This window comes from Actinobacillus capsulatus DSM 19761, assembly GCF_000374285.1.
Taxonomy (GTDB): domain Bacteria; phylum Pseudomonadota; class Gammaproteobacteria; order Enterobacterales; family Pasteurellaceae; genus Actinobacillus; species Actinobacillus capsulatus.
This window is the reverse complement of record NZ_KB893939.1, coordinates 69,373-84,279: the sequence shown is the minus strand read 5'-3', so window position 1 is coordinate 84,279 and position 14,907 is coordinate 69,373. Positions and strand designations below refer to the sequence as shown.

Genomic DNA, 14,907 nt, shown 5'->3' with positions numbered 1-14,907 from the left:
TTACCTTTTTATTTTCAATCACAACAAATTAGAGGTCAAAATGAAAAAAGTAGCGTTGGCAGTGATGTTAAGTGGGACGTTATTAGCTGGTTCAGCAGTGGCGCATCAAGCGGGTGATGTTGTTGTTCGTGCCGGTGTGGTAAGAGTAAATGCAAATTCAGAATCAACGACTAAAACGCCGATTCAAGTAGATTTAAAAGTGAAAAATAACCAACAATTAGGTTTAACCGCAACTTATATGTTTACGGATAACGTGGCGATAGAATTATTAGGTGCAACTCCGTTCTCGCATAAAATTAATGCAAACGTGCCGGCTTTAAATTTAGGTTTAGGTCGTGTAGCGATTGTTAAACAATTACCGCCAAGTTTATATGCACAATACTATTTTTTTAATGCAGATTCGACTGTGCGTCCGTATGTTGGGGCGGGTTTAAATTACACACGTTTCTTTAATGCAAAATCAACTCATGCAGCAGTAACCAATTTAGAAGTGAAAAAACACTCATTTGCGCCGGTTGCAAACCTTGGTGTGGATGTGAAATTAACCGATAAACTTTCTTTTAATGCGGCTGCATGGTACACACGTATTAAAACGACTGCAAAATTTGATGCGTTAGGTGCAAAACACGAAGTGAAATTAAAACTTGATCCGGTAGTATTATTTGCAGGTTTTGGAATCAACTTCTAATAAGAATGTGAGCAAACGGCTATTTAGTCATCTCTCTACGTAATAGTTGTTTGCCCTATTCTTGGGAGGAGGCAAGGAAGCTCTCAAATTTTGCATTGATATGTCTGCATAGGGAGTGCATAGATATATTTGAATAAATATGCAAAATTTTAATCAAAAATGACCGCTTACCAAATTGGATAGCGGTCATTCTCTTTATGCTTCATAAGCAGAAATGATGAATCAGTTTGCTAAGTAACTCTCGGGTCGGTTCGATAAATTTGGTTTCTAAAAATTCATCAGGTTGGTGAGCTTGCTCAATCGAACCCGGGCCTAAAACCAAGGTAGGGCAAAGCTGTTGGATAAATGGCGCTTCGGTACAATAGTTTACCGCATCGCATTTTTCGCCTAACAGTTTTTCAACCACTTGTACTACTTGTGCTGAATGTTCACATTCATAGCCGGGAATGCCGTCATGTAAATGGCGAATTTCAATTAGATCGCCGTATTGTTCCAACATTGGTTTCAGATTTTCATTGACCATTGCATATAAATCTTCCACCGGTAGGTTTGGTAACGGGCGCATGTCGAATTGTAATTCACAGCAGGCACAAATACGGTTAATCGCATCGCCACCGTGAATATTGCCGAAGTTCATCGTCGGATATGGCACTTTAAACAGATCATTATGATATTTTTCACGTAGCTGATTACGCATATTCATCAGATAACCGGTCGCTTGATGCATTAATTCAATTGCATTAATGCCACGATCCGGATCGCTTGAATGACCGCTTTTGCCGGTAATTCTCACCGCTTCGCCAACGTGACCTTTATGCGCTCGAATCGGTTTTAAAGAGGTCGGTTCGCCGATAATCGCACAATCAGGGCAAATATGCGTATGTTGAGCGAAGGTTCTGGCTCCAAGCATAGTGGTTTCTTCATCGGCTGTGGCTAAGATGCGTAACGGTTTAGTCAATTTACTTAAATCAATTTGGCTGACTACATCGACAATAAACGCAAAAAAGCCTTTCATATCAGCCGTGCCTAAGCCGTAGAATTTGCCGTTTTGTTCGGTTAAGACAAACGGGTTAAATGTCCATTTCCCTTCGTCAAACGGCACGGTATCGGTATGTCCGGCTAATAATAAACCGCCTTCGCCCTCACCGTAAGTGGCTAATAAATTATATTTATTACGGCTGCCTTCTACTCGGATAATCTCTGTTTTAAAGCCAAAATCGGCAAGCCAAGTTGCTAGTAATTCGATAAGTCGCTTATTAGATTGATCTTCCGCCGCTTCTAAACTGGAAATAGTCGGAATCGTAATTAAATTGCGGTAACGTTCGATGAATTTTGTGTTTGCCATAATCTTTTTCTCTTTTTTATTTGCGTTTTAACATTGCAATACCGGCGAGGATTTCCCAAATCATAATCGCATAGATGGCCACTCGTTCAAGTATTGGGGTAAGGATATTCGGGAGGAAAATCGTTATCAAAATACATAGTATTCCGATTGTACCGGCTTGTAGGGCAAATCTGCGTAACCATAACAGTTGGGGTTTTACAATATCAATACCTGCTATAAGAATTGCCAAATTTCCGAATAAATAGGTTAGACTTGCCCCTAAATTTTGTAACCCTCCGGCAGTGATTTTAGCTTGTGATGAAGGTATTAAACTCATTCCAATACTAAAGAAAGCCGCAAAAATAAGCGCTAATAACCAATATTTACGACGAGATAGCTGCACGATCACGGTAAGATATGCAATTACAAAAGCTAATCCCTGCAAGCTAAAAATCGCATTCATTACTTGCGATAACGGTGAAAAGGTATTGGTTTTTCCGTCAATAATCGTACCGAAAGGAATCAGTAACTCTAACACTGTATGTCGAATATAACTGATGAGTGATGATTCGCTAAAGAGGTTAACTACAAACTCGGCAAACAGGTAGAACACGCCCATAAATGAAAGCAGAGCGGCTAATAAAATAACGACAAAACGACCACTACCACGAATGAGTGGGTGCATAAAAAATGGATAAACGGCAACCCCAAATGATCCGTTATGAAAGAATTCCTGTAATTGACGTGAAATTTCAACGATTTTTTTTGCAAAAATTCGAAGAAAAGCGACCGCTTTTCCTGCAAAGTCTGTTTTCATGTCTGTTCCTGAATTATTGAGTGATAAGCGTGTAAATCGCTCCAACAAATAGCAGTAAAATAATAGCGAGCAATAACAGTTCCGACTTAGTCAGCTGTAATTTACCGGTATTTTTATAACGTGCGTGGAAAAATAAAAGAACGCCCGGCATATATAACACAACTGATAATAATAAGTAGTCTAACCCCGCAGCATAGACAATCCATAAACCGTAAATTGACGCCATCGCACCGGTCAGTTTGATATACCATGCTTCGTTTTGTTTCATTGCCACTTTGAATAAATAAGCGCCGACTAAAAAATAAGGCACCAAAATCATGGTGGTCGAAAGCTGAATTAGCATACTGTAGCCTTTGCCGGTAAACAAAACAAGTAACAGACTAATTTGAATCGTAATATTGGTTAACCATAAGCTGGCAATCGGTGTACCGTTAATATTAGTACGGTTTAATAATTTCGAGAATACTTTGGTTTTTGCCGCTTGGTAAGGAATTTCCGATGAAAACATCGTCCAGCTCATATAAGAAGCTAATACCGACACAATCAAGCAGAAAGTGATAATGATCTTACCGCCAGCACCCATCATTTGTTCCATTAAACCTGCCATAGACGGGTTCGGCATTTCGGCAATTACTTCACGAGGTAAGATACCAAGCGATAATACCGTAATTGACACATAGAGAACCAAGGTAATCAAAATACCTAGAATGGTAGCTAAGCCGATATCACTTTTCTTTTTCGCGTGTGCGGAAAGTACCGAAGCACCTTCCACCCCGACAAACACCCAAAGGGTGATCAGCATCGTACCTTTTACTTGTTCTAAGGTGTTTTCGCCCAATTTACTGCCGTTGAAATCTTGTACAAATTGGTCAGGTGAAAAGAACCAAATCGCTAAGCCGATAAATAAGAATAGCGGTAAAGTTTTAACAATTGTCGCAACTAAATTCACAAATGCAGCTTCTCGGATGCCTCGTGCAATCAGATGATGGACTAACCAAACAATTGCCGAAGCACCTAAAATGGAAGCAACAGTATTGCCTTGTCCAAAAATGGTATGATTTTCACTGTCAACAAAAGTCCCAAGTCCTTCAAAAGCGACGACTAAGTAGCCTACGCTGCCTATCGCAGTACAGAGCCAGTAACCCCAAGCCGATACGCCACCGACAAAATCGCCAAACCCTTCGCGAGCGTAGGTGTAAATGCCACCTTCTAACTCATGTTTAATACGAGAAAGGAAGAAGAAAGATAAGCCTAAAAAAATGATACCGATACCGGTAATTAACCAGCCGATCAATAGCGCTTGCGCACCGGCAACTTCCGCCATATTTTGCGGAAGGCTAAAAATACCGGAACCGATCATCGAGCTAAGTACTAATGCGGTTAAAGAAAAGAGACCGATTTTGCCTTTTGACATGCAATGTCCTTATAATTGTTATTCACACAAATTGCATAATTTATCATAAAAATAAAAAATCCCCTAATATTGAAACATTAGAGGATGTTATCTTTTTAGCCCCAATCAACGTTTGTGAAACTGTTATAAACCGCCCAAATAAACAAGAAGCCGATAAGCACTAATAAAATTTTCTCAAAAGTCGAGAGATTTAATGTTTTTCCTTGATGTTGATAGCGTGAGTAAAGGAATAAGCCAATGCCGGGCGTATAAAGTAATACTGATAATAATAAGTAGTCTAGACCCGCCGCATAGACAATCCATAAACCGTAAATTGATGCGATAAAACCGGTCAGTTTTATATACCACGCTGAATTTTGTTGGAATGACAGTTTCAATAAATATGCACCGATTAGAAAATAAGGTACAAGGATCATTGAAGTAGAAATAAGTAATAAAGCGTTGTAACTTTTACCGGTTAATAACACAAGGAACAAACAGAATTGCACCACAAAACCGGTAAACCAAAGTGAGTTAATCGGCACTTCATTCGCATTCAATTTATCTAAAATTTTCGGGAATGCGCCGTTTTTAGCACCACGATAAGGCACTTCTGCTGAATACATTGTCCAGCTTACATAAGAAGCAAGCACCGACACAATTAAGCAAAAAGTAATTAAAATCTTACCGCTTGAACCGATCATCGTTTCTAATAAACCTGCCATTGACGGATTAGACATCGCTGCAATGGTTTCACGCGGTAAAGTACCCAGTGAAAGCACGGTAATCGCAATGTATAAAACTAAGGCAATTAAAATACCGAAAACAGTGGCTAAACCGACATCACTTTTCTTTTTCGCATGTGCGGACAATACCGACGCACCTTCCACACCGGTAAATACCCAAAGGGTAATTAACATCGTGTTTTTAACCTGCTCCGACACACTATTATTCAATGTTGCGCCTTGCAGATCTTGGTTAAAGGTTTCGCCTCTGAAATACCAAATCGCTAAACCGATAAATAGCACGAGCGGGAACACTTTAACAAAAGTTGCAATCAAGTTTACTGTTGCCGCTTCTTTAACACCACTAGCTACCAAAGCGTGAACTAACCACACGATAATTGAAGCGCCAATAAAAGAAGTAAGCGTGTTACCTTGTCCGAAAATAATATTGGATTCCGTATCGGTAAATGAACCAATCCCTTCAAATGCCACCACTAAATAGCCGACAATCCCGATCGTTGCACACAACCAGTAACCCCAAGCGGAGAGAAAACCGACTAAATCGCCAAAGCCTTCACGTGCATAAGTATAAATACCGTCGTCTAAATCCGGACGCAAACGAGAAATAAAGAAGAAAGAAAGCCCAAGGAAAATAATTCCGATACCGGTAATGATCCAGCCGAGAATTAACGCCTCACCGCCGGCGACTGCCGCCATATTTTTCGGTAGGCTGAAAATCCCGGAACCAATCATCGAACTGAGAACCAGTGCGGTTAAAGAAAGTAACCCAATTTTTTTGTTTGACATAATTGCCCTTATTTTGATGTTGTGTTTGATACAAGCGGTTAAATTTTGCGGATTTTTTGCAAAAAAATTGCCAATTTTGACCGCTTATCCTGTTATTTTAAATGTTTCGCTAGTGTGTTGATGTATTCGATCCCAATACCGCAACAGCCACCGACAATGGTTGCGCCTTGTGCTGTCCATTTTTGCGCCCACGCAAGATAGGCTTGAGGGTCTAAATCTTTACGTACTTCGTCTAAACTATCATTGGCGGTTGCATCTTTCGGTTGTGGCGCAAACGCATTTGCATATGCACCGGTTTGGATATGTGTCGCATTTTTTTCTTTTAGAATAGATTGGGTTATTGCTAGTGCTTGCTCAATCACTTCCGGCTGGCAGCAGTTAAATAAAATCGCATCAACGCCTAATTCCACCATTTTTTCAATCGCAAGAGCTACTGGCTCGCCGGAACGTAGCTGAGGCTCCGGTGTCGGCTCATCATCAGTTAAGGTAAACGAAACCCAAAGCGGGCGCTCATCTTTTGGCAATAACGGCTTAATTGAAGTCGGTTCAATAATCGCACTTTGCGTTTCGCATAACCAAATATCAACATAAGGTGAAAGCCCGTCAATAATCGGTTGAGCAATTTCCGCAAAACGATCCGCTTGAATCAAGTCAGCACGGTAAGAGCCGAACATCGGCGGCAATGAACCGGCAATTTTTGCAGATTTTCCGCTATTTTTAACCGCTTGTTTTGCCAAACGACCGGCTAAATCGGCAAGCATTTTACCGTCTGCACTAAAGCGTTGTTCGCCAATATGGAATGGCACAACCGCATAGCTGTTGGTCGTAATCACTTCTGCGCCGTTTGCGATAAAATCTTCGTGGACTTGTTGCACGGCAGACGGTTTTTCATAAAGGGATAAAGCCGACCATTCCGGCTGTTTAAAAGGTGCGTTTAAACGCATTAACTCACGGCTCATACCGCCGTCTAAAATTGTGGTTGCCATATTTTGCCTTATAAAATCATTTAGAAGTAAAGTTGAAAAATAGTTTGCCTTAGATGTTTAAAAAATATATTATAGACGTCTAGATGGAAAAACTTCCAAAAGAATTTAATATAAGCGGTCGGATTTTGCAAATATTTTGTGATTTTTGACCGCTTGTAAATTTTAGTGAGGGAGCAAAGCTCCTGCCTATATAAAGGTATGACCAAAGGATAATTACAATGGCGATTAATTTATTTACTTCAGAATCAGTATCAGAAGGACATCCGGATAAAATTGCAGACCAAATCTCGGATGCGGTGTTAGATGAAATTTTAAAACAAGACCCGAAAGCACGTGTGGCTTGTGAAACTTATGTAAAAACCGGTATGGCGTTAGTTGGCGGTGAAATCACTACGTCTGCATGGGTGGATATCGAAAACTTAACCCGTCAAGTGATCTGCGACATCGGCTATACCCATTCTGATATGGGCTTTGATGCGCATTCTTGTGCGGTATTAAATGCGATTGGTAAACAATCGCCGGATATTAACCAAGGTGTTGACCGTGCGGATCCGTTAGAGCAAGGGGCGGGCGACCAAGGGATTATGTTCGGCTATGCGACCAACGAAACGGACGTGCTAATGCCAGCACCGATCACCTACGCTCACCGCCTAATGGAACAGCAAGCGAAAGTGCGTAAATCGGGCAAACTCGACTGGCTACGCCCTGATGCGAAAAGCCAGCTCACTTTCATCTATGAAGATAACAAAATCAAGGGCATTGATGCGGTAGTGCTTTCCACCCAGCACGCCGAACACGTGGATCAAAAAACCGTGTTTGAGGGTGTGATGGAAGAGATCATCAAGCCGATTTTACCAAGCGAATGGTTGAGCCAAAACACCAAATACTTCATCAACCCAACGGGGCGTTTTGTGATCGGTGGGCCAATGGGCGACTGCGGTTTGACGGGGCGTAAAATCATCGTGGATACCTACGGTGGTGCGGCTCGTCACGGCGGAGGGGCGTTCTCGGGTAAAGATCCGTCCAAAGTAGATCGCTCGGCGGCTTATGCGGCGCGCTATGTGGCGAAAAATATCGTGGCGGCAGGCTTGGCGGATCGTTGTGAAATCCAGCTCTCGTACGCCATCGGGGTCGCCGATCCAACCTCCATTATGGTGGAAACTTTCGGCACCGGCAAAGTGAGCAATGAAGTGTTGGTGCGTTTGGTGCGTGAACATTTCGACCTCCGTCCTTACGGCTTGATCCAAATGTTAGATTTAATCCGCCCAATCTACCGTGAAACGGCGGCTTACGGTCACTTCGGACGTGAATATTTCCCGTGGGAAAAAACCGACAAAGCCGAAGCATTGAGAGTCAGCCTCTAACCCCTTGCCATAAAAAACGATCCTCTTGAGGATCGTTTTTTATGGCTGTCCTTGCAAAACATTTACCCTTCTACCGTTTGTTTAGCTTATCGCTTCCTCTCCGCAATTTCGACCACCACGGGTTTGAAATCGTCTTTGTCGAGTAGGTGTTACTCTCTCGCACTCACGGTCAGCCGGCAAACTCGGCTACGCTCGGCAAAGAAATGGCGAACGTGGCGTATCGCTTAAAACGCCAATATCAACAACTGCAACAGCTTGAAATTCTTGGCAAAATTAACGGAGCGGTAGGCAATTATAACGCCCATTTTTCAGCTTACCCAGAGATCGACTGGCACACATTTAGCCAAGAATTTGTGACTTCGTTGGGCGTGAATTGGAATCCGTTTACCACCCAAATAGAATCGTACGACTACATCGCCGAATTTTTCGATTGTGTTGCCCGTTTCAATACGATTTTGATCGACTTCGACCGTGATTTGTGGGGCTAATCGCCCTTAACCACTTCAAGCAACGCACCATCGCTGGTGGAAATTTACGCACGGACGGGGGGATTATCGGCGAGGCGACTGTCAATTTTATCAGTCAGTTCCGCCTTGATTTCAGCATTCTTGGCATTAGTGCCATCGACCAAGACGGCTCAATGCTTGACTACGATTATCACGAGGTGCAAGTCAAACGAGCGTTAATGGAAAGTGCCAGACGCGTCTGTTTAGTGACCGATCATTCCAAATTTAGCCGCCGTGCGATTGTACGTTTAGGCGACATTCGAGAGGTCGATGATCTATTTACGGATAGCCCTTTGCCGTTAGAATTACAACAACATTTAGCCACGTCTAACGTGAATTTACATATTTGTGCATAATTGATGACCACTTTTTTTCAACGCCATTTTTCCAAGCCGAAACTGCTCGCCTACGCCCAACTAATGCGACTGGACAAGCCGATCGGCACGCTACTGCTACTGCACCCGACCCTCTGGGCGTTGTTTGTGGCGGCGAAAGGCTTACCACCGTTGCCGATTCTCATCGTGTTTGTGCTGGGCGTGATTGTTATGCGTTCGGCAGGTTGCGTGATTAACGACTACGCCGATCGCCACATTGACGGCAACGTAAAACGCACCGCAAACCGACCGCTTGCCACGGGGCGAGCCACCCCCAACGAGGCGAAAGCCCTGTTTGCGGTGCTGATTTTGATCGCCTTTGTGCTGGTGCTACAACTCAACGCCTACACCATCGGCTTATCCTTTATCGCCGTTGGCTTGGCGGTAGTTTACCCTTTTATGAAACGCTTTACCCACCTGCCACAAGTGGTACTCGGCATGGCGTTCGGCTGGTTGAGCCCAATGGCATTCGGCGCGATTTCGCAAAGTTTACCCACAGAGGCGTGGCTACTTTTCTTCGCCAATCTCGCGTGGACGGTCGCCTACGATACCCAATATGTGATGGTTGATCGTGATGACGATCTGCGGGTCGGGGTCAAATCCACCGCTATCTTGTTCGCCCAATACGACAACAAAATCATCGCCTTGCTACAACTTATCGCCTTGATTTTATTAGTGATTTTAGGCATTACAAGCGGTTATCATCTCGGCTACTTTTGCACCCTCGCCCTCACTGCCACCCTCTTTATCTATCAGTGCAAACTGGTCAAAGATCGCCGCCGAGAAGATTGTTTCAAAGCCTTCCTCAACAACCACTATGTCGGCTTAGGCGTGCTGATCGCCATTTTGATCGCCATCTTTTATTAAAAAAACCCCTCGTACATCATACGAGGGGCTAGGATTATTTTTTTCCTTTCACGATAGCGTCTGTCCATTCAAACAATTCGTCTAAATCGTAATCGCCGGAATGTGGTACGCCCCACGGAATGGCGTAATCGACATTTTTCCCCTGCATTTTGAGCTTGGTCGCTAAGATCGCTGAAATGGCGTGCGAGGTGTCGCGGTCGGCTGATCCTACGCGAATCCGCCAATGTTGCGCCATTTTCGGGTTGTTGAGGTAGCTCATCGGGTTGAGCATTTTGATGATCTTTGCCTCTGCCATTTGGGCGTTTGCCACTTGGCTGTTCTGCATTGAGAACGGGGTGAAGTGCTTGTTGTTGGTGGTTTTATCGCCAAAGAGATTGTTCTCGCCAGCGCTCAAATCAAGGGCATCAAACGCAGGGGGCGATTTCATTCGTTTTGCTGAATGGATATAGCCCTGCCAATCGACTTGATCCACCTTGCCATCTTTGAATTTGAGCCAAGGGTAAGCGGTCAGATCCGTGCCATTTTTTACCGCTTGATTGGCGGATTGGGCGATCAGGCTCGCCATATAGGTTTTAAAAGAGCCGTCGCCGTTGGCGTCAAGGGTGAGGGCGTTGCCTTGTTCATCTTTCAGATTGAGGCTGTTGAGATAGGCAGGGAACGCCTGTTTGAGCTGGTCGGAAAGGCGGATTTGCTCGGCGGTGAGCGAACCTTCCAACATCGGCATTGCCGGGGAACGCTCGTTGAAGGTGCGTGCGTTGAGCTGGCTCATATCCATACGGCGATACTCGTTCAAGCCGTTAAATTCCCACTCGTAGGCGGTATCGGCATTTTCAAGGTTGGCGATGGGGCAGTAGGACGACACAGCAAAAATCGCATCGCTGGCGTCCGCCGCCCCAAGGGCGTTGAGTTCGTCTGCATAGTCGGCGTGATCGCCGCTCGCCCCCAATAACGCCGAGACCGCCCCACCCGCGCTAGTGCCGTTTGAGATAATTTTGTTGGCATCGCCTGCCATCAACGCATCATTGGCGTGCAGATAACGCACCGCCGATTTCAGATCGACAATCACCGCGGGAGCTTTGCCGGTGTAGTTGCCGTCCGTGCCGAGCGTTCGCCCCCTAGCCCCCACACTGGCGACCACATAACCTTTGGCGAGGGCGTGGATAATCGCATTCGGCTTGCCGTCTCGTCCCACTTGTGGCACGGCGGCCATCGCAGGCATATAGCCCCCGACCGCATTTGGCAGGAAAATCGGAGCGGTTTCCGCGGTGTAGCCGTTGATTTCGCCTTGATTGAAATAAGCCTCTGGCACATAGAAATTGAGGGTTTGGTATTCTGCCTCAACTGGATTTTTCACATAAACGATCTTCTCAAAGGCACGGAATTTGATGGTTTGCCCGTTGAAATCAGCGGTCAATTCACGGTAGTTTTTGCCGTTAAAATTAAGATCAAACTGACCGCTTGCAGCACCATTATTGCTGATTTGATTGGCAAAAGGCAGATCCGCCAACGGATTTTTGCCACTTGGCGGAGCAGAAAACGCCGGCACCGCAAGGGCGGAAAGTAAAAAAGTCGTCAAAATGTTACGTTTCATTGGTGTTCCTCTTAAATCAATAACCACAATCAAGACAGGGAAATTTTACCAAAGTTCAAAAGGAAAAAACAAGCGGTGCGATTCGGCAAAAATTTTGTAAAATTACACCGCTTTTTTATTATTTATAAGTAGTGGAAAAGGGGGCGGCGGAATGTTCGATAGCCATATTCATTTAGACCAACTTGAAGCAAACCAAATAGAACAGATAGTTAGTGATCCTTTGCTGCAAGTCGTATTGGCGGTCAGTACCGATTTGATGAGTGCGGAAACGTTATTAGCATTAAAACAAAAGTTTCCGAACATCCAAATTGCGGCAGGATTTCATCCTGAACAGGTATTAATTGATGATAAACAGCAACAAGCGTTATTTGATTGGATCGTAAAAAATCGAGCAAATTTGACCGCTATCGGTGAAGTGGGATTACCGCATTATCTAAAACGACAGAATCCTAAGCTGGATTATCGGCCCTATCTTGCCTTATTGGAACAATTTATTGCATTAAGCAAGCAGTTAAATTTACCGTTAAATTTGCATATCATACATGATGATGTGGCGATAATGCTGGATTTGCTGGAAAAATACCAAATTCAACATGCTCATTTCCATTGGTTTAAAACCGATGATGATTCACTTGAACGTTTTCTTCGTACCCCTTATTTCGCCAGTGTTACACCGGATATTTTATGGAATCCGAAAACGCAAAAAATTGCAAAAAAATTACCGCTTGATCGCTTACTGATTGAAACCGATGGCCCATGGCAACACGAAAGTTTAGAAAATGCGAGTATTTCACAGCAATTAAAAGCAATATTGACGCAATTAGCGAAATTAAGAGCAGAGTCAGAATGTATGATTCGCTCTCAAATTAGGCGGAATTATCAGAGGTTATATGGGGTAGTATAAGAAAACGTAATATATACAGTACAGAAAAACGGTGCAGTTTTTGCAAAAAATGGGTACATGGGAAATTTAAGATTATCAATTCATTCTGAAGAGCATTTATGGCTTAGGGAATTATTCCTAAAATGCTGTCAAGAGCTTGGATTAACTCAACGAACATTAGGCGAAAAAATGGGCGTTCTTTACTCATTTATTGGAAAAGTAGAAACGGGCGATCGTAGATTAGATATTTTTGAGTTTATAGCTTATTGCAAAGGGTTAGAGTTAGATCCGGTAGAAGTACTAATAGAAATAGAGCAAAAGTTTGGCTGTGCAAGAGTAAAAAATAAATAAAGTAAAAACGGAGCATTTTATAAATTTAAAATGCTCCGTTTTTATTAGCTTTGAGTAAACCTTACTTTTTATTTGCCTTTAGCATCGCCATTAGGTTGGCGATATTGGCTGAGGTTTTTTCGACTTTTTGTTCCTCAGTCATTTTCGGTTTTTCACTTTCCCAAACTAAATCATCTTGTGGTAATTCAAGTAAGAAGCGGCTTGGTTCTGGTTTGATAATTTCACCGTACTGGCGACGTTCTTTACAGAGTGAAAACGTTAGCGTTTGTTGGGCTCGAGTAATGCCTACATAGGCAAGACGGCGTTCTTCCTCGACATTATCCTCATCCAGACTAGTTTGATGCGGCAGAATACCTTCTTCCATACCGACTAAGAAAACGTTCGGAAATTCCAAGCCTTTTGAAGCGTGTAGCGTCATTAGTTGCACTTGATCCGCTTCATCATCGTCTTCACCACGTTCTAACATATCGCGCAACGTCAGGCGGTTTACTACTTGCACCAGCGTCATCGGCTCTTCGATTTCATCGCCTTCCAGCATACCTTGCACCCATTCAAATAATGTTTGCACGTTACGGCTTTGCATTTCCGCCGCTTTCGGCGAAGTAGCTGCTTCATACAAATAGGCTTCGTATTGAATTTTTGCCAATAAATCTTTTACCGCTTCAATCGGATCAGAACGTTCCGCTTGGTCGGCAATTTCGACAATCCAACGGGCAAAATCCTGCAGTGCTTGATAGGGCTTGGGTGTCAGACGTTGAATCAGTTCAAAATCAAAAATCGCTTCAAACAAACTTACCTGTTTCTCATTGGCAAGTAAACCCAATTTTTCCAGCGTTACCGCACCAATTTCTCGTTTTGGCGTATTAACGATACGTAAAAACGCCGCATCATCGTCTTGATTAACCACTAAACGCAAGTAAGCCATCATATCTTTAATTTCGGCACGGGCGAAAAATGACATTCCGCCGGAAATTTTGTAGGGGATACGGTTTTGCATCAGCGATTTTTCCAACAAGCGAGATTGATGATTACCACGATATAAAATCGCATAATCTTTGTATTTAGTTTTGTTGGAAAAACGATGGGCAATCAATTCCCCGACAATACGTTCCGCTTCGTGCTCTTCATTTTTGGCTTCGATAACATTTAATTTTTCGCCTTCGCCTAAATTCGAAAATAAGCGTTTTTGGAAAATATGATCGTTGTTATCAATCAAAATATTGGCGCAGTGCAAAATGCGTTGGCTGGAACGGTAATTTTGTTCCAGTTTAATTACTTTCAAATCAAAATCTTCACGTAAACGTTGCATATTTTCCGGTTTTGCGCCACGCCACGAATAGATCGATTGGTCATCATCACCTACAACAGTGAAATTTGCTTCATTACCTACTAATAATTTGATCAACTCGTATTGGCTAGTATTGGTATCTTGGTATTCATCCACCAGTAAATAACGGACTTTCTGCTGCCAACGGGCTTTTGCCTCTGGAAATTGGTGGAACAGTAATACTGGCTGCATAATCAAATCATCAAAATCAAGTGCATTGTAGGCTTTTAACTGATTTTGGTAGAGCTGATAAAAATGTGAAAACACACGTTCACGCTCATCTCGCACGCGCGTTAATACCATTTCGGGCGAAAGGAGATCGTTTTTCCAGTTGGAAATGGTAGAAATTAACGCTTTAAGTAAATCTTTATCTTCTGCGACATTTTCCGGTAATAAATGTTTGAGTAAAGCAAGTTGGTCATGTTCGTCAAACAACGTCATACCTGATTTGAAACCCAGTAATTTGTACTCACGTTTTAAAATTTCAAAACCGAGGGTGTGGAAGGTTGAAATGGTTAGCCCTTTGCTGTTTTCTTTACCAATGGAATGGGCAACACGCTCACGCATTTCTCGTGCCGCTTTGTTGGTAAAGGTTACCGCCGCGATTTTTTTTGGCGAGTAACCGCAGTGAGCAATCAGATAGGCGATTTTATTAATAATGACACGCGTTTTGCCCGAGCCTGCACCGGCTAACACAAGGCAAGCACCTGTTACATATTCCACCGCTTGTTGTTGTTGATCATTTAATTTCATTTTATCTACTTTTATCTACTTTATTTTCAGCCATTTTTTAAACCGCAATATTCTAGCCGAAAGACAACAAGCGGTCGAATTTCTTTAAAATTTTATTAAATCTGCAGACGAGTAGCTAATGGTGCGGCAAGAAAATTATTGGCAATAAGGT

At 43.1% G+C, this 14,907-nt stretch carries 12 protein-coding genes and 2 pseudogenes; 7 read left to right on the top strand and 7 right to left on the bottom strand.

Annotation, left to right across the window (positions count from 1 at the left end; all coding sequences use genetic code 11):
* The first annotated feature begins 40 nt into the window (after positions 1–40).
* The gene (locus C228_RS0107780) at positions 41–688 is read left to right on the top strand and encodes an OmpW/AlkL family protein (RefSeq protein WP_018652094.1); all 648 of its coding nucleotides are present in this window, start codon (positions 41–43) and stop codon (positions 686–688) included.
* A gap of 202 nt (positions 689–890) precedes the next feature.
* Here C228_RS0107780 and argE read toward each other — a convergent pair whose 3' ends face one another.
* The 5 genes from argE to C228_RS0107755 all read right to left on the bottom strand — a co-directional run bounded on the left by argE (position 891) and on the right by C228_RS0107755 (position 6,740).
* Complete coding sequence (gene argE, locus C228_RS0107775) at positions 891–2,033, bottom strand: acetylornithine deacetylase (RefSeq protein WP_018652093.1); 1,143 nt, start codon at positions 2,031–2,033, stop codon at positions 891–893.
* 16 nt (positions 2,034–2,049) lie between these two features.
* On the bottom strand, positions 2,050–2,829 hold the full coding sequence (locus C228_RS0107770; RefSeq protein WP_018652092.1) for a hypothetical protein: 780 nt from the start codon (positions 2,827–2,829) through the stop codon (positions 2,050–2,052).
* A 13-nt stretch (positions 2,830–2,842) separates the two neighbouring features.
* Entirely contained in the window at positions 2,843–4,243 is a 1,401-nt protein-coding gene (locus C228_RS0107765) for a basic amino acid/polyamine antiporter (protein WP_018652091.1), read from the bottom strand.
* Positions 4,244–4,338: 95 nt separating this feature from the next.
* The gene (locus C228_RS0107760) at positions 4,339–5,754 is read right to left on the bottom strand and encodes a basic amino acid/polyamine antiporter (protein WP_018652090.1); all 1,416 of its coding nucleotides are present in this window, start codon (positions 5,752–5,754) and stop codon (positions 4,339–4,341) included.
* A gap of 92 nt (positions 5,755–5,846) precedes the next feature.
* A complete protein-coding gene (locus tag C228_RS0107755) occupies positions 5,847–6,740 on the bottom strand; it encodes a homocysteine S-methyltransferase family protein (protein WP_018652089.1) in 894 nt (297 codons plus the stop codon).
* 218 nt (positions 6,741–6,958) lie between these two features.
* Between C228_RS0107755 and metK the strand changes: the two genes are divergently transcribed.
* The 4 genes and pseudogenes from metK to ubiA all read left to right on the top strand — a co-directional run bounded on the left by metK (position 6,959) and on the right by ubiA (position 9,851).
* Positions 6,959–8,104, top strand: coding sequence for a methionine adenosyltransferase (gene metK / locus C228_RS0107750; protein WP_018652088.1), 1,146 nt, complete (start codon positions 6,959–6,961; stop codon positions 8,102–8,104).
* A gap of 149 nt (positions 8,105–8,253) precedes the next feature.
* A pseudogene (locus tag C228_RS14655) lies at positions 8,254–8,630 on the top strand (lyase family protein); the annotation flags it as partial.
* Positions 8,619–8,966 (top strand): annotated as a pseudogene (locus C228_RS14650) (glycerol-3-phosphate regulon repressor); the annotation flags it as partial. The pseudogenes C228_RS14655 and C228_RS14650, both read left to right, overlap by 12 nt.
* A 3-nt stretch (positions 8,967–8,969) precedes the next feature.
* A complete protein-coding gene (ubiA, locus tag C228_RS0107735) occupies positions 8,970–9,851 on the top strand; it encodes a 4-hydroxybenzoate octaprenyltransferase (protein ID WP_018652085.1) in 882 nt (293 codons plus the stop codon).
* Positions 9,852–9,885: 34 nt separating this feature from the next.
* Here ubiA and C228_RS0107730 read toward each other — a convergent pair whose 3' ends face one another.
* Complete coding sequence (locus C228_RS0107730) at positions 9,886–11,442, bottom strand: subtype B tannase (protein ID WP_018652084.1); 1,557 nt, start codon at positions 11,440–11,442, stop codon at positions 9,886–9,888.
* 151 nt (positions 11,443–11,593) lie between these two features.
* Here C228_RS0107730 and C228_RS0107725 point away from each other — a divergent pair, with 151 nt between their 5' ends.
* Positions 11,594–12,346 carry a TatD family hydrolase gene (locus C228_RS0107725; protein WP_018652083.1) on the top strand — a complete coding sequence of 251 codons (753 nt, stop codon included), beginning with the start codon at positions 11,594–11,596 and terminating at the stop codon, positions 12,344–12,346.
* A gap of 57 nt (positions 12,347–12,403) precedes the next feature.
* Positions 12,404–12,676 carry a helix-turn-helix domain-containing protein gene (locus tag C228_RS0107720; RefSeq protein WP_026313239.1) on the top strand — a complete coding sequence of 91 codons (273 nt, stop codon included), beginning with the start codon at positions 12,404–12,406 and terminating at the stop codon, positions 12,674–12,676.
* 61 nt (positions 12,677–12,737) lie between these two features.
* Here the strand turns inward: C228_RS0107720 and rep are convergent, their stop codons facing one another.
* Positions 12,738–14,756: a DNA helicase Rep gene (rep, locus tag C228_RS0107715; RefSeq protein WP_018652081.1), complete on the bottom strand. Its 2,019-nt coding sequence runs from the start codon at positions 14,754–14,756 to the stop codon at positions 12,738–12,740.
* Positions 14,757–14,907: the final 151 nt, after the last annotated feature.